Origin of the sequence: Pseudoalteromonas tetraodonis, assembly GCF_002310835.1 — a bacterium.
GTDB lineage: Bacteria > Pseudomonadota > Gammaproteobacteria > Enterobacterales > Alteromonadaceae > Pseudoalteromonas > Pseudoalteromonas tetraodonis.
Genome location: NZ_CP011041.1, coordinates 2831494 through 2854185, shown reverse-complemented (window position 1 = coordinate 2854185; position 22692 = coordinate 2831494). Strand labels below are relative to the sequence as shown.

Sequence of the window (22692 nt, the reverse complement as noted above, 5' to 3'; positions counted from 1 at the left end):
TTAGTAATAGGACAAGCATGGGTATGAGTATTAATGGGTTTATCACAGCCATATTTGTGCTGTTTATGCTCATAAGCGTTGAAGTAACAGCGCAAGTAAAACGATTATCCCCAAGCGAAGGCTTATCTCAAAGTTACGTTAATACCATGCTTATTGATAACAATGGGTATTTATGGCTCTCTACTGAGGGAGGCCTTAACCGATACGATGGCTATCAAGTTATTCCAATCAATGGCCCTAATGGTGAGTTAGAAGAGGCGATCATCGATCGCATATATCAAGACCAACAAGGGCATATCTGGATTGCCTCCTTATTAGCAGGCTTGTTCAGATACGATCCGAAAACGGATACCTACCAACAATACATAGAAAAACCTGTCACAGAAGAGCAAATACTACAGCAGTCCGTTTTTACTATGTTAGCCACCGATGATAAAACCTTATGGATTGGACAAGGCCGAGAGTTTGCAAAACTCGATATAGACAACGGCTCTATTACCTCCTTATTTACACTTCCTGAGCAATTTGAAAATGCGTTTGTGCGTACTTTGTTTCATTATAACGGTTATATTTTTATCGGTAGCACAGACGGCGCGTATGTTTTTAACATCGCAACACAGCAGGTAAGGCCACTCGAGCACTTGAGCGAAACGGATGTACATATTTATCAAAATAATGTGAAATCATTTGCGCTAGGTAATAACAATCAGTTGCTTGTAGGTGCGGTTAAGGGCTTATACGCTGTTGATATTAGTAATTTAGAGGCAATGTTTAACAACCGCGAGCAATCATTTACAAGCCAAAAATTACTGGCCGATTTGAATGTTTGGGATATTGATAATCAGCAAGGAGTGCTCGATTTAGCAACAGATAAAGGCCTGCTTTGTTTTAATTTAACCACTAAAAAAGTGGTTAAAAATAAACGTATCCAACAGAGTAAGTACACTCTCGCCGATAACAGTATTATTGATATGGTGAAAGATAAATCGGGCGGAATGTGGCTAGCCACTAAAACCGATGGTGCGTTTTATTTATCGGGCGACAATTACAAGTTTTATAATGTAGAGGGAAATGCACTGGTTGGGGATGGTTTATCACATCATTCGGTATGGTCAATTAAGGAGTTCCAAGAAAAGCTATGGTTAGGCACACACAATGGTTTAACTGCGGTTGATTTAAAAAGTAATCGCTCAAAGGTGTATTTAAAAGATTATAAAGTCGATTTACTGACCACAGAGTTTACTATTTTCAAAATTATGCCTTACAAAGATAAACTCTGGTTGCACTCAAACCGAGGATTATTCATTTTTGACCCGCAAACTCAGCAACTTACCCAACCAAAAACCAACAGTCCTACCAATCAGATTTTTTTAAATGATTGGATGCATGGCCTGACATTGCTACCAAACGGGGATTTGTATTTTGTACACCCAGATCATGGCATGTTTAAATATAATATTGATAGCCGACAATTAGTTCACTTAAAAGGCGAATTAGCACAATTTGACCCTTTTTTAGCGCATGGCTTTTTACCCCCATTACCGCACCAACCCGAGAAGCCATTATTTTTTAGTGGTGGCGTTTTATATCAATTTAACCCCAATGATTTAAGTTTAAACACCATTTATAAAGTGCCTAAGCACCATGATAATGTAGCCGTTAGTATTCTTTCCTACGTGGTAGATGGGCAAGGCATACTTTGGCTATCGTTATCTAATTTTGGGCTGATTGGTATAGATGCAACAACCTATGAGTTAGTGCACACAATTGATTTAGATAAAAATAAACTAGGCACCTTGTTGTACGATATGGTTCTTGATGAAGAGGGAATGATTTGGATGAGTAGCCATAAAGGAATATGGCGACTAAATCCTGAAACAATTCATTTTCAGCAATTTACAACATCAGATGGGGTGCTCTCTGCTGAGTTTAATAATGGCGCTATGGCTAAGTTAGCGGATGGTCGAATTGCCTTCGGTAGCCTCAAGGGTTTTACCTACTTTGACCCTAAAGACAATAAAAATAGCCAAGGTTTATTAGATCAGGTCAATATCACGCGCATCAACTTAATGTCTCGGGACTTGTCTATAAATTTACAGCAGCCATTAAAAAATATCACTTTAAATCATGATGATATCGGGCTTGAGATTGCATTTTCAGCGATGTCATTTAGCTTCCAAGAGCGCATTATTTATGAATATCAGCTCGATAAAGGTAAAAAAAGTTATACCCGAAATAATCGAGTGGTGTTTCCTAAATTAAACCCAGGCAGTTACCAGTTAAAAGTCTGGGCAAAAGATCCACTGACCGGCGACTATACTGCGCCAGCAACGTTAAATATTAAAGTGAAATATCCGCTATGGCGTGCTCCATACTTTTTAGCGCTTTATGCCATTTTATTGATCACCATAGTGACTGCATGGGTAATGAGGCGCAACAAAATACAGCGTATCTTATTGGCAGCACACAAAGAAAGCCAAGACAGTGAGGCGCGTTTAAAGCTTGCACTAGAGGGAAGTGAGTCCGGGGTATGGGATTGGCAGGCGAGCCAGTTAAATATTTATCAGCCTAGATTAGTCAACGAATTAGGCTACGAGGATGACTCGGTGAGTTTAGATGACTACCTAGAAAAAATTCACCCTCAAGAGCGTGCTATTTTTAGGTTGGAGTGGTTAGAATTTTTATCAACAGATAAAGGGTATTTTAATTGTACCTACCGATTACGCCACGCCAAAGGTCATTGGCGCTGGTACAAAGATTTTGGCAAGGTGGTTGAATGGGACAAAAAAACGCCGCAAAAAGTAGCCGGTACGTATACCAATATGACACGCGAAAGGGTGTTTGAAGAGCATGCACGGTTATTTACCGCCGCGTTTGAACAAACCCGAGATTGGGTGTTTATCTTAGATAAAAACTTTAATATACGTGCCTCAAATAAATCACTGCAAAGCGCTTTTGGCTTATCAGCAGAGCCTCGTTCAACCCGTGCGCTTAATTTGGGAATGTCCCGCAGTAGCTATTTTGATTATTTAAGAATTATGCAAAAGCTTGAAGTGGGCGAACATTTTTCATGTGAAGACACTGTCGTTCTGGCAAACAAAGAGCAACGCCATGTACTGGTTAAAATAAGCGCCGTAGCTGATGAAAGCCAAAGGCTGAGTAGTTTCGTGATTATTTTAACAGATATTCATGCACAAAAGTCAGCCGAGAGCGAACTGCATATACTGGCTAATTACGATTCACTTACAGGGCTGCCAAATAGAACCTTGTTTAACGACAGAGCTATACATGCCATCGATCAGGCGCGCCGCCATCAGTGTAAAGTGGCTTTGTTACACGTTAATATAAAACGGTTTAAGTATTTTAATGATTCATTTGGCACAGAAAACGCCGATGAGATAATAAAGCTGGTGGCAAACCGCTTGAAAACAGCATTACGTCCTTGTGATAGCGTCGCGCGTTTAGGCGGTGATGAATTTGTAATTCTAGTTGAAGATATTCAGCAAATAGAAGAAGTATTACTTATATGCACCAAACTAATGGATTGCGTGAGTAAAGACATCGTTATGAACCAGCAAAGCGTCAATGTGCACCTAAGTATTGGTGTGGCTATTTTCCCTGATGATGCCGCGCATTATAAAGCACTATTGAAAGCATCAAATGTGGCGCTTTATTATGCTAAAGATGGCTTGGAAGGGTGTTATAAGTTTTACAAACAAGAAATGAATCAACGTGTTGAAAGAGCGATGCATTTAGAATCACAGTTGATCAAAGCTTATCATGAACATGAATTTTGTAATTATTATCAACCCATTATTAATGCGTCTACGCAAAAAACAGTGGGCTTTGAGGTGTTACTACGCTGGCCTGATAATCAGTTAGCGAGTACGCAAGAGTTTGCAAACGTAGCTGAAAATATAGGTTTAATCACTAAAATAATGCTACAAACATTTAAGCGTGCTTTGGTGCAGTTAGCTCGTTGGCGTAAAGTGTGTCCTGATCTATACCTATCAATTAACCTCTCAGCACTGGATTTTGAATTTATCGGACTCGTCCCTGAAATTCGCCAAGCACTAAACAATGCAGCACTGCCGCCCGAGGCTATTGTATTTGAAATAACAGAGTCTATTTTAATGCGCGACTCAGAACATGCGCTTAAAAATATGGACTTATTAAAACAACTAGGCTGTAAGTTGTACATGGATGATTTTGGAACCGGGTATGCCTCGTTAACTTATTTGAAGCGCTTTCCGATTGATGTATTAAAAATAGATCGCAGCTTTGTGCAAGATATTGGTATTGATTCTGATAACGAAGCGATTATTCAATCTACACTAACTTTAGCAAGCAGTTTAGGTAAAGAGTGCATTGCTGAAGGGGTTGAAAGCGCACATCAGTTGGCTTTTTTAAAAGCGCAAGGTTGTAGCTACTTTCAAGGTTACTTGTTTAGTAAAGCGGTGCCTAAAGAGCAGGTGCTTGAGCTTATTGAGCACGATTGGCACCCTGTATTCTCACAAGCTTAAGGCGCCGCTTAATACATTATTTTATTAAGGACGCTTACCACAGTGACGGCAAAATAAGTGTGAGCTGCGTTTATTTAGCTCTGCTTTTATTGCTTTATTGGCCTCTAGTTTACTTAGCCCTAGTTTGTAGCGTAACTCCTCAAGGTGATGCATCTGCTCATCAGTGAGCTTACCATCGGTTATTTTCTCGTGGGTGGCATCTTCAAATAGCTGGCGACGTTTGCGTATTTGCTCTGAGAAACTCGACGCTAATAAACCGGTTGGTATGGCAACCATCCCCATACTCACCAAAGTGATTACGCCACCAAATAGTTTACCAATAGGCGTTATAGGCACAACATCGCCATAACCAACCGTAGTTAGGGTTGCCATTGCCCACCACATGGCTGCAGGAATAGAGCCGAACTTGTCTGGTTGAATGTCGTGCTCTAATAAATAAATACCGCAAGAGGCTAAAATAAGTACCACAGACATAATAAAAAATGCCGCCAGTAATGAACTCGACTCATCAATAAACGCCTGCAATAACAATTGCATTGCTCGAGAATAACGGGTGAGCTTAAATACCCGCAACAACCGCAGTACCCGTAAAAAACGTAAATCGATAGCAAAGAAAAACATTAATAAACTAGGCAAAATGGCAATTAAATCGATAATTGCCAGTGGTGATAAAATATATCGAATCCGTTTTTGTGTATTTGAGCAATTCATGGAGGCGTACTTTACGCGATCGACACAAGTCCAAGCACGTATTAGGTATTCAGCACTAAATATAGCCACTGATACCAGCTCCAAGATTAAAAACTCGCTATAGTACTCGGTTGCGATGCTGTGCACCGACTCAAGCACAATCGCCACCACATTAATCATAATTATGCTGATCAGTATGACATCTAAAATGTGTCCCGCTCGCTGATACTTACCTGACGCTTCAAATACTTGGTTTATGGTTTGTCTTAGTTTACGCATAGTACCTATTACAATGTGAGCAGCATATTGATACTGCCTTCTTCAAAATCACGACTTATTTTAAACCCGAGTTTACGAGCCAACTCAATCATGCCGGTATTTTCTGGCAGGGTGATACCTTCAACCGTTTTCACGCCTTGGCGTCTGCAGTGAGAAATAGCCGCGTTCATTAAAATACGCCCTAACCCAAGTCCTTGGCAATCAGAACGTACCACAATGGCAAACTCTGCTTGTAAGTTATCGGGATCCATAATCACTCGCGAAACCCCTAATGTGTGCTGTTGCTCGTCTTGTGTTTGGGTAACAATAAATGCCATCTCGCGGTCGTAATCAATTTGCGTCATTTTAGCGAGTTGATCATGGTTAAATTGTGGCAATTCACCAAAAAAGCGCTTGTATCTATCTTCTTTGCTTAAGGAGCGGTCAAACTCTTGATGTGCCTGCTCATCTTCTGGTTTGATTGGTCTGAGCGTTGCTAAGGTCTTATTTTTTAGGGTCACCGTTTCAACCAACTCAATAGGATAAGGGCGGATTGATAAACGTTTTCGGTGCGCCTGAACCTGATACTGATTTAGGTTCATGGTGGCATCAAGGACTAAAAACTGCCCATTACTGGCTAAAATAGGATTTAGCTCTAATGAGGTGATATCGGGTTGATCGACAACGAGTTGAGAAATTCGGGTCAGTAGCGCACATAAACGATATTTATCTACTTTTTCTGGCAGAATGCGATCTTTAAGGACTCCTTTATCATGGGCGGCGGCAATTAAATATTTAGCTAGATTCATATTCAGTGGTGGCAAGGCCACCGCCGCTTGAGCGTACTCAAGCCCTGTGCCAGCTTCACCTAATAAAATAACTGGCCCAAAATTAGGCTCTGTTTTAATGGCTATGCGCAGCTCATTGGCACCTGCTCTAGGCGCCATTTTTTGTAACGAAAAGCCATCAATAATAGCATCAGGGTAGGTGTTTTTTATTCTTAACAGCATGGCAAATGCCGTTTGTTCTACCTCTTGCGCATCATTGAGGTTGAGTACTACGCCACCGACTTCAGACTTAGAGGGAATGCTGGGGCTCATCAACTTTAATGCGACCGGAAAACCTAGCTCTATTGCTTGCTCTTTTGCCTCAGTAGGGGTGTAGGCTACTTCAGTTTGGATACAGTCTATACCGTAGCTACTTAAAATTTGACTCGCTTGATGGGTTGATAAGTAATGTTGCTCATCATTTAAAAACTCTTTAATAGCTGCTTTCGCTGCTACTTTATTAATAGTTGCATCATCGGTGTTTGATTCTGGCGTTTGGGTTAAATGTTTTTGGTTACGACGATAGCTTACTAAGTGCATAAAGGCACCAACTGCGCCTTCTGGGGTACGATAGGTCGGAATGGCGTTATTTGCGCAGATGCGTCTGGCTGCGAAGGCGGCATCTTCTCCCATGAAATTAGTGATCACATACGGGCGTGCCATTTTTGGTAATTTGTTCAGTGCCTCAACAATAACCTGAGCGTAATTTTCACTCGGGGCCAATGCCGATGGAGTATGAATGATCAGTAAGTTTTTAACTTCTTTAGCATTAAGCAGTATTTCTAATGCGTGTTTGTAACGCACTGGCGCAGAATCGCCAAATATATCGACAGGGTTTGATGTTGTGTCTGAATGTGGGATCACTTTATTGAGTGCTTCGCGCGTTTCATCACTAAGCTGAGCAAGTTTACCTGAGCTTTGAATAAGTTCATCAACGGCCATCACTCCAGGGCCGCCGCCATTAGTTAATATAGTTAGCTGCTCTACTTGCAGTAATTTGGGGTGCATTGCTAAGGTTTGAGTGGCGGCAAAGAGTTCACGCAAATCATTTACTCTCAACATCCCTGCACGTTGAAACATGGCATCATATACTGCATCTGAGCTTTGTTTTCCGCCGGTGTGTATTTCAGCGGCAAGAGCGCCTGCACTGGTTCTGCCTGTTTTAATAGCGATCACGGGCTTAGAAAATGCCGCCGCACGCGCGGCAGAAATAAAGCTGCGAATATCATTAATGTTATCTATGTAAAGTAGGATAGCTTTGGTTTTAGCGTCGCGGCCTAAAAAGTCGAGTATTTCGTCAAACTCAATATCTAAACAATCTCCCATAGATACAAAGTATGAAAAGCCAATTTCTTTATTTTTAGCCCAATCAAGAATCGTTGAACAAACAGCCGCTGATTGCGACACAAAAGCCAGTTTACCTGGCGTGGCAACAGTGTGCGAAAAACTCGCGTTTAAACCTATATGCGGAATAAGTAACCCTAAGCAATTTGAGCCAAGCAGCGTCACTTTATGCTTTGCAGCGTTATCTTTAAGTTCTTGTTTTTGGGTACCTGTTAGGCCATCAGCAATAATAATAGCGCTTTGGCACCCCAGCGTACCTAGCTGCTCAATAATTTTCATTAAGGTGTTTTTATTGGTACAGATAACGGCTAAATCAGGTACTTTGGGAAGGGCTTCAATACTTGAGTAAGCCAATACGCCATGCACTGCAGTATGATTGGGTGTAACAGGCATGATGGGCCCTTTAAACCCGCCTTGTAATAAATTACGCATTACCACATTACCAGCCCGAGTAGGGGTGTTTGATGCCCCAATAACAGCGACTGAGCTTGGATTAAAAAACTGGCTAATACGTTTTAGACTCATTGCGTTTCCTTGGCTGATTAAGTTTTGCTATCTATACCTTCTCAATGTAACCTGTTTATAGTGTTTTTTCGAGCGTGAACGTGCTTATTATTGATATCGGTCAAGGAGACTAAGGTGAATAAAATATCGAATGTAACCGTTTTTATGGCAGCAGCGTGTTTAAGCATTGGCCTAATTGCATTGGGTTTTATTATAAAAGGGGCTGCGCTTGATATTAAAGGGATGGAGCGCACGGTGCAGGTAAAAGGGTTAGCTGAACGTGAAGTTGTGGCAGATACCGTTATTTGGCCTTTGCAGTTTAACGATGCCGACAACAATCTTGAAAAGCTTGTTGAGCGAGTTGAGCAAAAAAATGATGCGGTGATTGCTTTTTTAAAGTTACACGGCTTTGATGATCAAGAAATATCGACAGGTACTCAATCTATTATTGATAAGCAAGCCCGTGAATACGCGAATGATAACCAAAAGTTTAGGTATGTTATTAGCTCAAATATTATTGTTTACTCCAATGCTCCTGATAAAGTTAAAAACGCACTGAGCAAAGTGAGTCAGTTAGCTAAACAAAATATAGCTATTGTGCAAGACAACTATCAAACCCGTATTGAGTATATTTTTACTGGGCTTAACGATATAAAACCAGCCATGGTGCAAGAAGCCACAGAAAAAGCCCGTGAAGTGGCAGATAAGTTTGCTAAAGATTCAAATTCACGCTTAGGTAAAATTAAAACCGCTCGCCAAGGGCAGTTTAGCATTAGCGATCGGGATTCAAACACGCCGCAAATTAAAAACGTACGTGTTGTTACCAGCGTAGAATATTACTTATCAGATTAGAGCCGCCACTTGTTCAGTAGAGCGCTGTAAATAAGCGGCGCTCAGTAGCAAGGTTATCTCGCTTGGGGGATTATTTTTTAATGCCTCAAGTATTTGTAATTTTGCTGCAGGATTTTGTTTTTGCTCTATTTCCATTAATGCGAGCAAGGCCGAAAATTCATGTTTTACCGGAATGTTTGGCTTATGTGCATAGGCGATGTAACTGGCAACCGGAGTGAGCCCTTGCTTATTTGTATGTGCTAATGCATGTAGTAACTCTTCGTTAGATTCAAATAACATTAACGAGCGAACATAGTTAAAAGGCAGTTGTGTGGGCATTGCTTGCTTAAATACATTATGCAGGGCGTTATTGCCAGAGTCGTCTGTACTAATAAATCCCTTATTTAATTTAAGTGCAGGCGTAAAAAAACTCAGCGCGTCTAAACTGGTTAGTTTTTCAATAAACGGCGCTGGTGGCGTATTGGTGGTTAAAATACGCACGGCGATGTTTTGCATAAAATCGTATTTAATACTCATGCGTAGCGCACTTTCAAACAGGTAATTAAGCTGTATTACTTGCTGTGCCTCAGTGAGCTTTTTAAAATCGTTATCTAGCTCATCAAACTGCTGTTGTTTAATACGCGCATTGAGTAGCTGTATGCTTAGATCCATTCTGTTCTCCTTGAATTCCAACTTTATCCTAGCTTAATTTTTTGCTTTATAAAACAAAAGGCCGCAATTGCGACCTTTTATACCTTTAAGTAAATACTTAAAAATTAAGCTTGTTTGCTGGCAATCCACTCATTAACGAAGTTTTCTAGTACGTTTAATGGTACAGGGCCATTTTTAAGCACTACATCGTGGAACTGGCGGATATCAAACTTATCGCCAAGTTGCATTTTAGCATCTTCACGTAGTTCTAAAATTTTCAGCATACCTACTTTGTAAGCCGTTGCTTGAGATGGCATTACAATATGACGCTCAACCATTTTCACACCGTCAGAAGTGGCGTTAGGGGTGTTGTTAACGTAGTAATCAATACCTTCTTGACGAGTCCACTTCATTGCGTGAATACCGGTATCAACCACTAAACGACATGCACGCCATAATTCCATGGCTAAGCGACCAAAATCTGAATACGGGTCTTCGTAAAGGCCCATTTCTTTTGGTAGTAATTCTGAGTATAACCCCCAGCCTTCAATGTAGGCTGTGTAACCACCAAATTTACGGAACTTAGGTACACCTTCAAGTTCTTGTGAAATGGCAATTTGCATATGGTGACCTGGAATCCCCTCATGATAAGCCAAGGCTTCCATTTGGTAAGTAGGCATTGCTTCCATGTCGTATAGGTTGGCGTAGTAAATACCTGGGCGAGAACCATCTGGCGCAGGTTGTTGATAAAACGCTTTACCTGCCGCTTTTTCACGGAATGCTTCAACACGTTTTACAATCATGTCGGCTTTTGGTTTTACAATAAACAGCTCATCTAAGCGTGTTTTCATGTTATCAATTAAGCCTTTAGCTTCACTTAGGTACTGTGCTTTACCTGCTTCAGTGTTAGCTAAATAAAATTGCTTGTCGGTTTTCATAAACTGCATAAAGGCGTTTAAGTCGCCCTCAAAACCGACTTTATCTTTAATGGCACGCATTTCATCATGAATACGTGATACTTCAGCAAGGCCAATGGCATGAATCTCTTTTGCTGTAAGGTCTGTCGTGGTGGTGCGTTTCAGTGCGTTATTGTAAAACGCTTCGCCATTAGGGAATTTCCAAGCACCGTCACGGTCATCAGCACGTTTTTCTAACTGTGCAATGTAGTTAATTAACTTAGAGTAAGCAGGTTTAACCGCTGTTTTTAATGCTTCAGTCGCTTTACTAATAAGTGCATCTTTTTCAGCTTGGTCTATTTCTAAGGCATTAACTTTGCGTTTAAAGTCAGCTAAAAGCGTAGAATCTTCACCTTGTTCAAACGGCGCACCTTTAATGATGTTTTTGCTTGAATCAATGACGTGTGGGAATACAAATTTAGGCGCGATGATGTTTTTATCGGCGCGAATTTCTAAGCCAGTAATAAGCTGATCAAATACACCCGGTACCCCATTTAAACGAGCAATGTAATCGTTGGCTTCTTTTACGTTGCTAATTTGATGCTGGTTGATTAAAAAAGCCGGCACCATAGAGTGCGTACCAAACATTTGGTTTACAGGGTAGTTGTGGTAACGCCATTTGAAATCAGCAATGCTGGCTTCTAAATCTTGTTTTTTTAAATCATAACTTACTTGGGTTGCTGTATCTAATTGCGCACGATTAATGCTGTTGAGTGTGACCAAATCGGCTTTAGCTTGTGCCAAGTCTTTAAGGGCTTTTTCTTCGCTGTTGTCATCCCATTTATCGTAATCTTTTTTGATGCCCATGTAGGTTTGATAAACCGGGCTGCTCATGACATCACGATTAAAAGTGTCTTCAAAAAAAGCATTCGCTTTGTCAATTTCACTTTGAACAGGTTGAGCTTGAACCGCAGGTGCAGGCGTTGATTGTTGTGTTGCTTGTTGGCAACCTGCAAGCAGTGCCACACTAATGGTGGCAGCAATTAGAGTAAGTTTACGCATTCGTTTCCCTTTTGTTGTTAGAAACCTATTATTGTCACTAAACAAATAACGCAAGTAGATCATTTAAAAAACGTTGCCCTTGGAGTGTAACGTGCCAGTGGCTGTCTGTTTTTGTTAGTAAACCGGCATTAATGGCTTTATCTAGTGCATGCTGTTGGCTTTGCAGTGGTTGCTGCGTCAGCGCATTAAAATCATTTATAGGGCATGGCTCTATTAAACGAAAGCGATTCATAAAAAATTCAAACGCTAAGTCGTCTTGCTCTACTTGCCAGCTTTTGTACAAGTAGGGTTTAATAATATCCATATAGCCCCGAGGGTGTTTTACCTTTTCAGTGCGTGTTATCACCCCCGTTTTCGCATCAGTAACCTTACCATGAGCGCCGCAGCCAATGCCAAGATAATCGCCAAACCGCCAATAATTCAAGTTATGTTGGCATTGATAGCCAGGTTTTGCATACCCTGATATTTCATATTGCTGATAGCCAGCTTGTGCTAATAATGCTTGGCCTTGCTCTTGAATATCCCATAAGGTTTCATCTTGTGGCAAAGTCGGCGGTTTTGAAGCAAATTGCGTATTTGGCTCAATGGTGAGCTGATACCAAGAAATATGCGGTGGATTGAGCGCAATAATTTGTTTTAAATCACTCAGTGCATCATCAAGAGACTGCCCTGGTAAGCCATGCATTAAGTCAAGGTTAAAGCTATTTAACCCTGCTTCACTGGCTTGCTGTGCAGCATAACTGGCTTCATCGGCACCATGAATTCGACCTAGGGCTTTTAACTTATCGTTCTGCATGCTTTGCACGCCGATAGAGATACGGTTAATGCCTGCTTTTACATAATCTTTAAAACGGCCCGTTTCGACTGTGCCGGGATTTGCTTCAAGGGTTATTTCACAGTTATCGCTTAAGCCAATTAGGCTATCTACTTCCTTGAGTAAACGGGTGTATGCCGCGCCGGTTAATAGACTTGGTGTGCCGCCACCTATAAAAATACTGTGAATTTTACGCTCTTGTACTAAGTGTAAATCAGCTTTTAAATCGTCGATTAAATGCTGTACATACTCAGCTTCAGGGATGTCACCTTTTTGCCCGTGGCTATTAAAATCGCAGTACGGGCATTTTTGCACGCACCATGGCACATGCACATATAAACTAAGTGGAGGAAGGTTCACAGGCCGCCTTTGTGTTGTAGCTCTTGCAGTAACATTTTAAGTGCTTGCCCACGATGACTCAGTGCATTTTTTTGCGCTTTTGTCAGCTCTGCACTGGTGCAATTTTCTGATGGCACAAAAAAGATAGGATCGTAGCCAAAGCCACCTTCACCGTGTTGGCTAAGGGTAATTTCGCCCTCCCAGCTAGCACTGCAAATAAGTGGGGTAGGGTCGTCGGCGTGACGCATCAGTACCAATACACACCAAAAACGAGCACGGCGGTTAGGGTTATCGCCTAAATCAGCCAGTAATTTATCGATATTATCTTGATCACTTGCGCCTTTACCTGCAAAGCGGGCAGAGTAAACGCCGGGTGCGCCATTTAAGCTATCAACTTCTAATCCCGAATCATCAGCAATAGCCGGTAATCCAGTTATTTTAGCTGCATGACGTGCCTTAATTATCGCGTTTTCTACAAACGTGGTGCCTGTTTCGGCCACGTCACTGACATTAAAGTCGCTTTGTGGTACTACATTAATGTTAAGCGAGCTGAGCATGTTAGCCAGCTCATTTACTTTTCCGGGATTGCCGGTTGCAAGTACTAAGGTGTTGGTCATATTTAATCTACGTAAAATTTTTGCTGAAATTTTAATGTTTGGAACTGGTTACCTTGTTGGATTTCAATTTCAAAACGTAAAATTTCTTCGTTGGTGTAATCTACTTGTGCTAGGTAATAAACAGAATCGCCTTCAACGACTTCTTTAAAGTTGAGGCTTTGTTTATTGCCTAATAAATTTCTAGCGGTGCCTTGTAATGTCGCTTTTTGCGCTGTTTTATCAGTATCATTTTTTAAGATGGAAATATTAACAATACCTTTGTAGCCACTGCGTTCCAAGCCATATGTTTTGGCTATTTGTGGCTGAATAAACGTTGATGGAAAGGCTATGTAATGAACTTGCCAAGGGCCTAGTTCTTTATATTGAGCGCCTTTTTCTTGTGCGCTGTGCGCATTAAATGCTAAAGCGAGACAAGCAATAAAACAAAACTTTATTAAACGTTGCATGGTTAACTCCTGAGTATGTAAAAAAGAGGCACTAGGCCTCTTTTATATTACGTTATGCTTAAGCTAAAAGGTCCATTAGCAGCATTTGTAAAAACTGAATGCCGATGATTAGTACCAGTACCGATAAATCTAATCCCCCTAATGGCGGTAAAATTTTACGGATGGGCTTTAACATTGGCTCAGTAAGCTGATGGAATACCGCTTCAATTGGGTTATAGCCTTGGCTTACCCAGCTTAAAATAGCGCGGATAATTAATACCCAAAAAACTAAGTTTAAACCTTCTTTTAAAACAGTTATTAGCGCCTGTATAAGCACAGGCTGAATAGCCCAAGAGCTATAAATCAGCCACATTAGGGTACTTATTTTTGCCGCAGCCACTATAAATGCCAGCAACAAAGAGGCTAAATCAAGCCCGCCTAGCCCTGGAATGATTTTTCGCAGCGGGTTAACTGCAAACGAAGTGGCTTTGACCACAAATTGGCTCATTGGGTTGTAAAAGTCGGCTTTTGCCCACTGTAGCCAAAAACGCAGTAGTACCACCATTAAAAATAGATCAAACAAGGTGCTAATTAAAAATTGCATGGCATTCATAGTATAACCTTCAATAAAAAATGGTTTTAAAGTTCTTGTTCCATTTGCACTGCACGCGCAATACACGCATCCATTGCATCGCCTACGGTTTTAGTTAAACCTTGTGCTTTTAAATGCTCAACGGCTGCATGCGTGGTACCGCCTTTTGATGTCACATTTGAACGTAATTGTGAAATGCTAATATCAGTTTGGCTAAGTGCCATTTCAGCTGCGCCAAGGGCGGTTTGCTGCACTAAGCGGCGTGCGTCTTCATCACTAAACCCAAGCGCTTTGGCTTTTTCTTCAATGGCTTCCATAAATAAGAAAAAGTAAGCCGGTGAAGAGCCGGTAACAGCAATCACATCGTTTATTTGCGACTCTTTTTCAACCCATACAACGATGCCGGTACACTCAAATACTTGCTGTACAAACTCATGTTCGCTTTGCGTTTCGCCAGCGCCATACAAGCCCGATACACCACGACCAAGTAATGATGGCGTATTTGGCATACAACGTACCATTTTTACATCTTGACCAAGCATTTCACGTAAGCGCTTAACGGTTAAGCCTGCCGCGACTGAGATAAATAATTTATCGCTAAAGTCGACACCTGAATCTTGAAATGATTGGCATAAATCGCCCATCATTTGTGGTTTAACAGACAAAACAATGACATCGGCATCGCGCATAGCTTCGTTATTGTCACTGGTGGTTTGCACTTTGAAATCGGCAGCTACCTTAGCTAGTTTTTCTTGGTTGCGGTTAGTCGCAATAATATTATTTGCGTTAAAGCCGTTTTTTACCATGCCACCAATGATGGCGTAGCTCATATTACCTGTGCCTATAAATGCGATTTTTTTATCTGACATATGTCTGTTATCACCTTTTAAGTTCGTGTTCCAAAAATATCTGTGCCGATCCTCACCATGGTTGAACCTGCCGCTATGGCAGCTTCTACATCGTTACTCATCCCCATCGACAACGTATCTATATGAGGATATTGGGTCTGTAGTTTATCAAAGCAAGTTTGTAATTGCTCAAAATATTGAATTTGCGTGTTTGCATCGTCACTTTTAGCGGGAATAGCCATCAGTCCGCGCAGCTTTAAATGGGCACATTGATCTATATATTGCGCCAGCTCAGCGATTTCATTTGGGTGACAACCAGACTTTGCTTCTTCTTCGCTAATATTCACTTGAATAAGTACATTAAGTGGCGGCATTGTCTCAGGGCGTTGACTGTTTAATCGCTTGGCTATTTTAAGTCTGTCTACACTTTGCACCCAAGCAAAATTGGCAGCCACTAAAGCACTTTTATTTGACTGAATAGGGCCAATGAAATGCCAAACAATATCGCTAAATGTGTCTAGTTGCGCTATTTTATCTACAGCCTCTTGAACATAAGATTCACCAAATTGACGTTGCCCTTGCTCATAAGCTGCCATAATATCAGTAGCGGGTTTGGTTTTAGATACTGCAAGTAACGTAATATCGTTACTATTACGTTGTGCTTTGTGCGCTGCCTCTGCAATTCTAGCGTAGGCGGATGTGAGTCGTTCTGCTATTGTAACCATATATTTATCAGTTAGTTGTGGAGTCATAAATGGATATCACCGAATTATTGGCATTTAGTGTGCAACATAAAGCATCAGATTTGCACTTATCATCAGGGGTATCACCTATGATACGTGTTGATGGCGATGTGCGACGTATTAATATACCAGCACTTGGAGATAAAGAAGTCAGCAGTCTGGTTTATGACATTATGAACGATAACCAGCGTAAGGACTATGAACAAAATCTCGAAGTGGATTTTTCTTTTGAAGTCCCTAATTTAGCACGTTTTCGTGTAAATGCCTTTAACTCTAATCGTGGCCCTGCTGCTGTGTTTCGTACTATCCCGAGTGACGTACTCACTCTTGAAGATTTAGGCGCACCTGAAATATTTAAACAAATTTCAGATAACCCTCGAGGCCTAGTGTTAGTCACGGGCCCTACAGGTTCAGGTAAGTCGACCACGCTTGCGGCGATGGTCGATTACATTAATCAGACCAAGCACCATCATGTGCTGACCATCGAAGATCCTATCGAATTTGTTCACGATAATAAACTCAGCTTAATTAATCAGCGGGAAGTTCATCGTGATACACATAGCTTTTCTAACGCACTACGCAGCGCACTCCGTGAAGACCCTGATGTTATTTTAGTGGGTGAGTTACGAGATTTAGAAACTATTCGCCTTGCTATGACCGCTGCGGAAACCGGTCACTTGGTGTTTGGTACTTTGCATACGACCTCTGCACCTAAAACCATTGACCGTATTATTGATGTATTCCCTGGCGAAGAAAAAGATATGATCCGCTCTATGCTCTCTGAGTCATTACGTGCAGTTATTTCGCAAACACTGATAAAAAAAGTAGGGGGAGGGCGAGTGGCTGCACACGAAATCATGTTGGCAACGCCTGCTATTCGTAACTTAATCCGTGAAGATAAAATTGCACAAATGTACTCATCAATTCAAACCGGTGCGTCGCAAGGCATGCAAACCATGGATCAATGTTTAACAAGCTTAGTTAACCGTGGCATTATCACTCACTCAGCGGCGTATACAAAAGCGCAAGATAAGACGCAGTTTAGCGCTTAAGGAATTATTATGACTTTATCTTTAAATCACTTTTTACAAATAATGATCGACAAAAAAGGCTCTGATTTATTTGTATCGAGCCAACTTCCTATTAGCGCTAAAATTAACGGCGAGCTAACTCCTCTTAATGACGATAAATTAACAGATGAGCAAGCGCTAGAGTTAGTCGAATCAGCGATGAGTGAAAAACAAAAAGCAGAGTTTCATAACACTAAAGAATGTAACTTTGCGATTGCAACTAGCGAAGGGCGCTTTCGTATTTCGGCTTTTTGGCAACGCGACAGAGCGGGCATGGTTATTCGTCGAATTGTCACTAAAATACCCGATGTTAAAGAGCTTGGATTACCCTCTGCATTGACCGATGTGATTATGTCAAAGCGCGGACTCGTGTTATTTGTAGGTGGTACGGGAACCGGTAAATCAACGTCTTTGGCGGCACTTATTGGTTATAGAAATCGCAATCAACGTGGGCATATTTTAACCATAGAAGATCCGATTGAATTTGTGCATGAACATCAAAAAAGTATTATTACCCAACGTGAAGTGGGTTTAGATACTGAAAGCTTTGAATCGGCACTTAAAAGCTCTTTGCGCCAAGCGCCTGATGTTATTTTAATTGGTGAAATTCGTTCGCAAGAAACCATGGAATATGCGTTGAGCTTTGCAGAAACGGGTCATTTATGTGTTGCCACCTTGCATGCTAACAATGCTAATCAAGCTATTGACCGCATTATGCACTTAGTACCAAAAGAAAAGCACGATAAGCTTAAATATGACTTAGCATTAAATTTACGCGCTATCATTGCTCAGCAACTTATTCCTACCTCTGATGGGGAAGGGCGTGTTGCTGCCATTGAGGTATTACTTAATACGCCAATGGTCAGTGAGCTAATTAAAAACGGTAATATTGGTGGCATTAAAGAAACCATGGCTAAATCAACAGAGATGGGCATGCAAACCTTTGACCAAGCGCTGTTTGAGCTTTACAGACAGCAACGTATTAATTATGCCGATGCGCTGCATCATGCGGATTCGCCAAATGACTTACGCTTGATGATTAAACTACGTAATAACGAGCAACAAGGCGCAGGCTTCTTACAAGGTGTGACCATTGATGGCCTTGATGACAAAGGCAATATGACTTAGTCTTAACCCACATAAAAAAAGCGCCTTAGGCGCTTTTTTTATGTGGGTTAAGTTCTTTATTCACCATAACTGGCTTCAAAAAAGCTCTCTAGAATGATCACCGCAGACATATTATCTACGTTACCTTTACCTAAATTTTTATAGCCACCACGTTCAAATAACCGTGCTTTAGCATCAGCGGTAGTTAAGCGTTCATCTTGAGTATGAACTGCAATGCCGTAATGGTTGTGCAAACGATTAGCAAATTTTTTAGCTTTAAAGGTAACCTCTTGTGAGGTGCCATCCATGTTTAGCGGTAACCCGACAACCATTAAATCGGGTTGCCATTCTTTTACTTGCACAGCAATGTCATCCCAATTAGGGATGCCATCTTGGGCTTTCACCGCCTTTAAGCTGGTCGCACTGCCAGTGAGCTCTTGACCAATAGCAATACCAATACTCTTGGTACCAAAGTCAAATCCCATAACGGTGCGCTCACCCTGCGGCTTTACTGTTTTTTTAGTCATGTATATCTTTTATGTTATTAAGCATGTCCGGCTTCGGGGCTTAATTGGCCAATATCAAAACCAAGCATAGAGACTGCCATTTCCCAGCGTTTTTCTACTGGAGTATCAAAAATTATTTTAGGATCGGCTTTAATGATCAGCCAGCTATTGTCTAATAGCTCTTGCTCTAATTGGCCTTGTTCCCAACCGGAGTAGCCTAAAGTAATAATAAATTGCTCGGGTGCTTGGGCTGTGGTTAACGTGGCTAACACATCTTTTGAGGTTGTGATCATAATATCACTGCTCAACTTTTGGCTTGCCGAGTACCCAGGTTTAGGTGAATGTAGCACAAAGCCACGGTCTGTTTTTACCGGCCCGCCAGCAAACACAGTCACTTGCGCGGCATGTTGAGATTTATCGTTATCAATATCAATTTTGTCGAGTAACTCACCTACGGTGACATCAATCGGCTGATTGATCACCAATCCCATAGCGCCTTCTTCGTTGTGTTCACAAATATAAGTGACGGCACGTTTAAAAAAAGGGTCTTGCATTGATGGCATTGCGATTAAAAAGTGATTTTCTAATGACTGCATAAGTTTTACCCTTTTAGTTATTGAATCTTGAGTATGGCATAGTCCCATGTTTTAACACTAAAAATTTATTCGAGTTTTCAGCGATGACACGATAAGCGTCATCGCTTTATATCTTTGAACTGATTCAGTGATAATTTATTTATTAAGCTTTTTCTCTATGGCGTCAAATAAAATGCCGGTAATTGAAATATCGTAAGCGGCTTCAATTTCTTTTACGCAGGTTGGCGCTGTTACGTTAATCTCAGTTAACTTATCACCAATAATATCTAAACCTACAAATATTAAGCCTTTTTCTTTCAAAGTAGGGGCGACCGCCTTTGCAATTTTAAGATCTGATTCGCTAATTGGGCGGGCTTCACCACGACCGCCTGCGGCTAAATTACCGCGTGTTTCGCCATTTTGTGGAATACGCGCTAAGCAATAAGGAATCACTTCACCATCAACAACCAATACGCGCTTATCGCCTTGAGTGATCTCTGGGATATAATTTTGCGCCATGGCAAAGCGGCTACCATGCTCGGTTAAGGTTTCGCATATTACGCCTATATTAGCATCATCGGCTTTTACTCTAAAAATAGAGGCGCCACCCATGCCATCAAGCGGTTTTAAAATAATATCTTTATGCTGGGCTAAAAACTCACGGATTTGTTTTTGGCTGCGTGTTACTAATGTATCTGGCGTGTGTTCACTAAACCAAGCTGTAAAGAGTTTTTCATTGGCGTCGCGCAAGCTTTGTGGTTTATTAATCACTAATGTGCCTGCTTGTTCTGCACGCTCTAAAATATACGTTGCGTAAATATATTCAGTATCAAAAGGCGGATCTTTACGCATTAAAATAACGTCTAAATCAGCCAGCGCTATGGTTTCTTTTTCTTCAAGTTGGTACCACTTTTGAGCGTTATCAAAAACTTGAGCTTTGGCTGCAGTGGCGTAGGCATTGCCTTGACGCAGCGATAAATCATCCATTTCCATGTAGTAAATTTCGTAGCCACGGGTTTGTGCTTGCATCATCATTGCAAAACCGGTGTCTTTTTTAATATTAAATCCACTAATAGGATCTGAAATAATACCTAACTTAATTGCCATGCGCTGTGCCTTAATTTATGTGTTTTTTACAACTGTAATCTTGATATGTGGGTGCTTTTAGTTATTTCAATTAGCTAAATCGCCAAATTGTAATTGCAGTGCACTTAAAACGGTTAACGCTGCTGTTTCTGTGCGAAGTACTCGCGGACCTAAGCGAATATCTACAAATTCTTGTTGTTTAGTTTGCGCCATTTCATCATCGGTAAATCCCCCTTCAGGGCCCACTAAAAATCGCACGCCACCATCAGGAACAGTAATGGTTTTAATGCTGTGCTCGGCGCGCGGGTGTAAGGTTAATTTAATTGCATCGGTTTGCTGTTCAAGCCAGTGTTTTAAATCTACGGGAGGATTAATGATTGGTACAAAGTTACGCCCAGACTGCTCTGCAGCAGCAATGGCTATTTTTTGCCATTGCTGGTGTTTTTTTTCTAGGCGGTCGCCACTGAGTTTTACGCCGCATCGCTGGCTAAAAATAGGTGTTATTTCAGTGATCCCTAATTCAACCGACTTTTGAATGGTAAAATCCATTTTATCACCACGGGATACACACTGGCCTAAATGAATCTTTAATGGCGATTCAACGTCATGAGGATTAAATTCAAGGGGCATAACAACAACGGTTTTTTTGCTCACTTCAATAATTTCACTGAGAAATTCACCCCCTTCACCATTAAACATAGAAACCTGCTCGCCCACTTTCATTCGTAGCACACGACCTACATGGCCTGCAGCGTCATCGTCAAGATTTAAAGGGGTGTTGAGAGCAATCGGTGATGATTGATAAATATGGGGCACTCGCATGGCAAATCACTTTTTTACATAGAAGTTATATCTCTCTATGGTAAGTAAGCAAAGGCTTGGGTGCAATTATTTATTTTTCATATTCGGGGGTTAAAAGCTCTGTTAACTCTTGTGCAGTTTGAGCTATGTCGGTATCACACGATAAATGGTTTGAATGGCATTCATCTTTTATGGGCTTAATTTCATACCCTTGATCTGTTTGAATAACCATATAGCGTTTTTCATGCAGTGAATTATAAATAAAGCGCTGTGTATCATCGGCGAGCAAGTAATCTGTTTGGTTAAACAGTACCCCCTGAATATTGTGGTGTTCGTGTAGGTAGCTGGCCAGCTCAGAAATGCTTATTTCGTTTTCAATATCGCAATAGCAATAATCTTTAACGAGTTCATCAAACATCATTTTAACCAGCTTTTGGGTATTAGCTCCGGCAATAACGATGTCTTTTTTAGCTGGATCATTTGAGTTTATATAGTGTTTAATAAATGAATGGCTAAACTCGTTGTCTATATCAATTAAGAGATAACTCGCTGTTTTTATTTCCATATGCCTAAAGTCCCTGTTAATTTACCAGACTATTAAATAGGGACGTTTAGTAACGGCTTAATTTAACCAGTTTGGTACTAAATTGAAAACATACTTATAAGTAAGTAACCAATAGCACAAAATACAGCAAATTCAATACACGCAATACCAATATTATCTTGATGATCGACTTCAAGTGCGGTGTCGATATTAGGCATTGAAATAATTTTTATAATATACGTTAAACAGTATAGTAACAGCCACATCACACCGCAATGCATTACCAAGGTAAATAAGTTTTCTACCATTTTACCATTTTGAAAGGCCGCACTAGATAAACCAGCATACGCCGCAAGTGCTAATCCAATTGACTTACCCGCATAGCGAATACCAATAGAGGTATTTTCTAAGCCAAAATTACTTTGCAATGAGGCGCCTTGATTTGCTTTAGCAAAGCGGTATTCACGTATTTTACTGTCCAAAGCAAACATTCCTTGCAACACAAAAAAGCTTACTGAGGCAATTAATAAATTACTAAACCCCTGAGTATGTGTCCATGTATATAAACCCAGCGCTAAAATACAATTGGCAATAAGCATCCCCGAGTCAACCAGCGCAGCACAGACGTTTTGCTTTAGTATTGCGGCTTCTTCATTAAAGCGGCGTAATATCCATTTACGATGGATTAAATGCCCCATTTTAATAAATGAAAAGAGCAGCACAATTAACAAAATCACTTTTAATGGGTTTGATTGTGCGGTGCTAATACTAATTTCATCAAATAAAAACGCCATGGTGGCTATAACAACAGATATTTCAGAGGCAAAACTAATCCCCATTGCAAAGTTATCATGTTGCGCCAATTCTTCTTTAAGTGCTTGTTTTGCTTTTATTTGAGTAACAATTCTTAAACTGATGATGATGACACAAATAACCACAAAACTAATAGCAATCGCAACTAAACTAGTGTTAGATAATGACAAATATGACATGGTGTTCCTAAATAGATTTACCTTGATAGGTTTTTAACCATTCTAGT

Annotated in this window: 20 protein-coding genes; 4 read left to right on the top strand and 16 right to left on the bottom strand. The window is 40.8% G+C overall.

Annotated features, from left to right (window positions below):
- Positions 1 to 17 precede the first annotated feature (17 nt).
- Positions 18 to 4523 (top strand): EAL domain-containing protein, encoded by a 4506-nt coding sequence (locus tag PTET_RS13320; RefSeq protein ID WP_096038767.1) that lies wholly within the window; start codon positions 18 to 20, stop codon positions 4521 to 4523.
- 24 nt (positions 4524 to 4547) lie between these two features.
- Here the strand turns inward: PTET_RS13320 and PTET_RS13315 are convergent, their stop codons facing one another.
- Together PTET_RS13315 and PTET_RS13310 are read right to left on the bottom strand one after the other, a co-directional pair.
- Entirely contained in the window at positions 4548 to 5492 is a 945-nt protein-coding gene (locus PTET_RS13315; RefSeq protein WP_024600830.1) for an ion transporter, read from the bottom strand.
- A gap of 8 nt (positions 5493 to 5500) precedes the next feature.
- Positions 5501 to 8167: a bifunctional acetate--CoA ligase family protein/GNAT family N-acetyltransferase gene (locus PTET_RS13310; RefSeq protein ID WP_024600829.1), complete on the bottom strand. Its 2667-nt coding sequence runs from the start codon at positions 8165 to 8167 to the stop codon at positions 5501 to 5503.
- Between the two features lie 114 nt (positions 8168 to 8281).
- On the opposite strand from PTET_RS13310, the gene PTET_RS13305 reads away from it, so the two are divergent.
- A complete protein-coding gene (locus PTET_RS13305) occupies positions 8282 to 8998 on the top strand; it encodes an SIMPL domain-containing protein (RefSeq protein WP_024600828.1) in 717 nt (238 codons plus the stop codon).
- Here the strand turns inward: PTET_RS13305 and PTET_RS13300 are convergent.
- The 8 genes from PTET_RS13300 to PTET_RS13265 all read right to left on the bottom strand — a co-directional run bounded on the left by PTET_RS13300 (position 8990) and on the right by PTET_RS13265 (position 15973).
- A complete protein-coding gene (locus tag PTET_RS13300) occupies positions 8990 to 9649 on the bottom strand; it encodes a hypothetical protein (protein WP_013465858.1) in 660 nt (219 codons plus the stop codon). The genes PTET_RS13305 and PTET_RS13300 overlap by 9 nt on opposite strands.
- Positions 9650 to 9753: 104 nt before the next feature.
- A complete protein-coding gene (locus tag PTET_RS13295; protein WP_024600827.1) occupies positions 9754 to 11586 on the bottom strand; it encodes a DUF885 domain-containing protein in 1833 nt (610 codons plus the stop codon).
- A gap of 37 nt (positions 11587 to 11623) precedes the next feature.
- A complete protein-coding gene (gene hemW, locus PTET_RS13290; protein WP_024600826.1) occupies positions 11624 to 12760 on the bottom strand; it encodes a radical SAM family heme chaperone HemW in 1137 nt (378 codons plus the stop codon).
- The gene (locus tag PTET_RS13285) at positions 12757 to 13356 is read right to left on the bottom strand and encodes an XTP/dITP diphosphatase (RefSeq protein WP_069439858.1); all 600 of its coding nucleotides are present in this window, start codon (positions 13354 to 13356) and stop codon (positions 12757 to 12759) included. Before PTET_RS13285 ends, hemW begins: the two co-directional genes overlap by 4 nt.
- A gap of 2 nt (positions 13357 to 13358) precedes the next feature.
- Positions 13359 to 13802 (bottom strand): DUF4426 domain-containing protein, encoded by a 444-nt coding sequence (locus PTET_RS13280; RefSeq protein ID WP_096038766.1) that lies wholly within the window; start codon positions 13800 to 13802, stop codon positions 13359 to 13361.
- Between the two features lie 58 nt (positions 13803 to 13860).
- Positions 13861 to 14394 carry a YggT family protein gene (locus PTET_RS13275; protein ID WP_008113334.1) on the bottom strand — a complete coding sequence of 178 codons (534 nt, stop codon included), beginning with the start codon at positions 14392 to 14394 and terminating at the stop codon, positions 13861 to 13863.
- 26 nt (positions 14395 to 14420) lie between these two features.
- Positions 14421 to 15242, bottom strand: coding sequence for a pyrroline-5-carboxylate reductase (gene proC, locus PTET_RS13270; protein ID WP_024600822.1), 822 nt, complete (start codon positions 15240 to 15242; stop codon positions 14421 to 14423).
- A 17-nt stretch (positions 15243 to 15259) separates the two neighbouring features.
- On the bottom strand, positions 15260 to 15973 hold the full coding sequence (locus PTET_RS13265; RefSeq protein WP_096038765.1) for a YggS family pyridoxal phosphate-dependent enzyme: 714 nt from the start codon (positions 15971 to 15973) through the stop codon (positions 15260 to 15262).
- Positions 15974 to 15975: 2 nt separating this feature from the next.
- Here PTET_RS13265 and PTET_RS13260 point away from each other — a divergent pair, with 2 nt between their 5' ends.
- Both PTET_RS13260 and PTET_RS13255 read left to right on the top strand, forming a co-directional pair.
- Positions 15976 to 17016, top strand: a complete 1041-nt coding sequence (locus PTET_RS13260) for a type IV pilus twitching motility protein PilT (protein ID WP_013465851.1) — start codon at positions 15976 to 15978, stop codon at positions 17014 to 17016.
- Positions 17017 to 17025: 9 nt separating this feature from the next.
- Positions 17026 to 18162 carry a PilT/PilU family type 4a pilus ATPase gene (locus PTET_RS13255; RefSeq protein WP_013465850.1) on the top strand — a complete coding sequence of 379 codons (1137 nt, stop codon included), beginning with the start codon at positions 17026 to 17028 and terminating at the stop codon, positions 18160 to 18162.
- A 56-nt stretch (positions 18163 to 18218) separates the two neighbouring features.
- On the opposite strand, the gene ruvX is transcribed toward PTET_RS13255, so the two are convergent.
- The 6 genes from ruvX to PTET_RS13225 form a co-directional block, all read right to left on the bottom strand.
- Positions 18219 to 18668: a Holliday junction resolvase RuvX gene (gene ruvX, locus PTET_RS13250; protein WP_013465849.1), complete on the bottom strand. Its 450-nt coding sequence runs from the start codon at positions 18666 to 18668 to the stop codon at positions 18219 to 18221.
- 17 nt (positions 18669 to 18685) lie between these two features.
- On the bottom strand, positions 18686 to 19243 hold the full coding sequence (locus PTET_RS13245) for a YqgE/AlgH family protein (RefSeq protein ID WP_013465848.1): 558 nt from the start codon (positions 19241 to 19243) through the stop codon (positions 18686 to 18688).
- A gap of 135 nt (positions 19244 to 19378) precedes the next feature.
- Entirely contained in the window at positions 19379 to 20329 is a 951-nt protein-coding gene (gshB, locus tag PTET_RS13240; protein ID WP_013465847.1) for a glutathione synthase, read from the bottom strand.
- Between the two features lie 66 nt (positions 20330 to 20395).
- Positions 20396 to 21130: a 16S rRNA (uracil(1498)-N(3))-methyltransferase gene (gene rsmE, locus PTET_RS13235; RefSeq protein WP_013465846.1), complete on the bottom strand. Its 735-nt coding sequence runs from the start codon at positions 21128 to 21130 to the stop codon at positions 20396 to 20398.
- Between the two features lie 70 nt (positions 21131 to 21200).
- Positions 21201 to 21674: a hypothetical protein gene (locus PTET_RS13230; RefSeq protein WP_013465845.1), complete on the bottom strand. Its 474-nt coding sequence runs from the start codon at positions 21672 to 21674 to the stop codon at positions 21201 to 21203.
- 77 nt (positions 21675 to 21751) lie between these two features.
- A complete protein-coding gene (locus PTET_RS13225) occupies positions 21752 to 22645 on the bottom strand; it encodes a DUF350 domain-containing protein (protein ID WP_013465844.1) in 894 nt (297 codons plus the stop codon).
- Between the last annotated feature and the right edge of the window lie 47 nt (positions 22646 to 22692).

What these genes read in the sequence shown, in the direction of transcription:
- PTET_RS13320 (WP_096038767.1), top strand. Translation starts at nt 18, where the DNA reads ATGGGTATGAGTATTAATGGGTTTATCACAGCCATATTTGTGCTGTTT.
- PTET_RS13315 (WP_024600830.1), bottom strand. Translation starts at nt 5,492, where the DNA reads ATGCGTAAACTAAGACAAACCATAAACCAAGTATTTGAAGCGTCAGGT.
- PTET_RS13310 (WP_024600829.1), bottom strand. Translation starts at nt 8,167, where the DNA reads ATGAGTCTAAAACGTATTAGCCAGTTTTTTAATCCAAGCTCAGTCGCT.
- PTET_RS13300 (WP_013465858.1), bottom strand. Translation starts at nt 9,649, where the DNA reads ATGGATCTAAGCATACAGCTACTCAATGCGCGTATTAAACAACAGCAG.
- PTET_RS13295 (WP_024600827.1), bottom strand. Translation starts at nt 11,586, where the DNA reads ATGCGTAAACTTACTCTAATTGCTGCCACCATTAGTGTGGCACTGCTT.
- PTET_RS13285 (WP_069439858.1), bottom strand. Translation starts at nt 13,356, where the DNA reads ATGACCAACACCTTAGTACTTGCAACCGGCAATCCCGGAAAAGTAAAT.
- PTET_RS13280 (WP_096038766.1), bottom strand. Translation starts at nt 13,802, where the DNA reads ATGCAACGTTTAATAAAGTTTTGTTTTATTGCTTGTCTCGCTTTAGCA.
- PTET_RS13275 (WP_008113334.1), bottom strand. Translation starts at nt 14,394, where the DNA reads ATGAATGCCATGCAATTTTTAATTAGCACCTTGTTTGATCTATTTTTA.
- proC (WP_024600822.1), bottom strand. Translation starts at nt 15,242, where the DNA reads ATGTCAGATAAAAAAATCGCATTTATAGGCACAGGTAATATGAGCTAC.
- PTET_RS13265 (WP_096038765.1), bottom strand. Translation starts at nt 15,973, where the DNA reads ATGACTCCACAACTAACTGATAAATATATGGTTACAATAGCAGAACGA.
- PTET_RS13260 (WP_013465851.1), top strand. Translation starts at nt 15,976, where the DNA reads ATGGATATCACCGAATTATTGGCATTTAGTGTGCAACATAAAGCATCA.
- PTET_RS13255 (WP_013465850.1), top strand. Translation starts at nt 17,026, where the DNA reads ATGACTTTATCTTTAAATCACTTTTTACAAATAATGATCGACAAAAAA.
- ruvX (WP_013465849.1), bottom strand. Translation starts at nt 18,668, where the DNA reads ATGACTAAAAAAACAGTAAAGCCGCAGGGTGAGCGCACCGTTATGGGA.
- PTET_RS13245 (WP_013465848.1), bottom strand. Translation starts at nt 19,243, where the DNA reads ATGCAGTCATTAGAAAATCACTTTTTAATCGCAATGCCATCAATGCAA.
- gshB (WP_013465847.1), bottom strand. Translation starts at nt 20,329, where the DNA reads ATGGCAATTAAGTTAGGTATTATTTCAGATCCTATTAGTGGATTTAAT.
- rsmE (WP_013465846.1), bottom strand. Translation starts at nt 21,130, where the DNA reads ATGCGAGTGCCCCATATTTATCAATCATCACCGATTGCTCTCAACACC.
- PTET_RS13230 (WP_013465845.1), bottom strand. Translation starts at nt 21,674, where the DNA reads ATGGAAATAAAAACAGCGAGTTATCTCTTAATTGATATAGACAACGAG.
- PTET_RS13225 (WP_013465844.1), bottom strand. Translation starts at nt 22,645, where the DNA reads ATGTCATATTTGTCATTATCTAACACTAGTTTAGTTGCGATTGCTATT.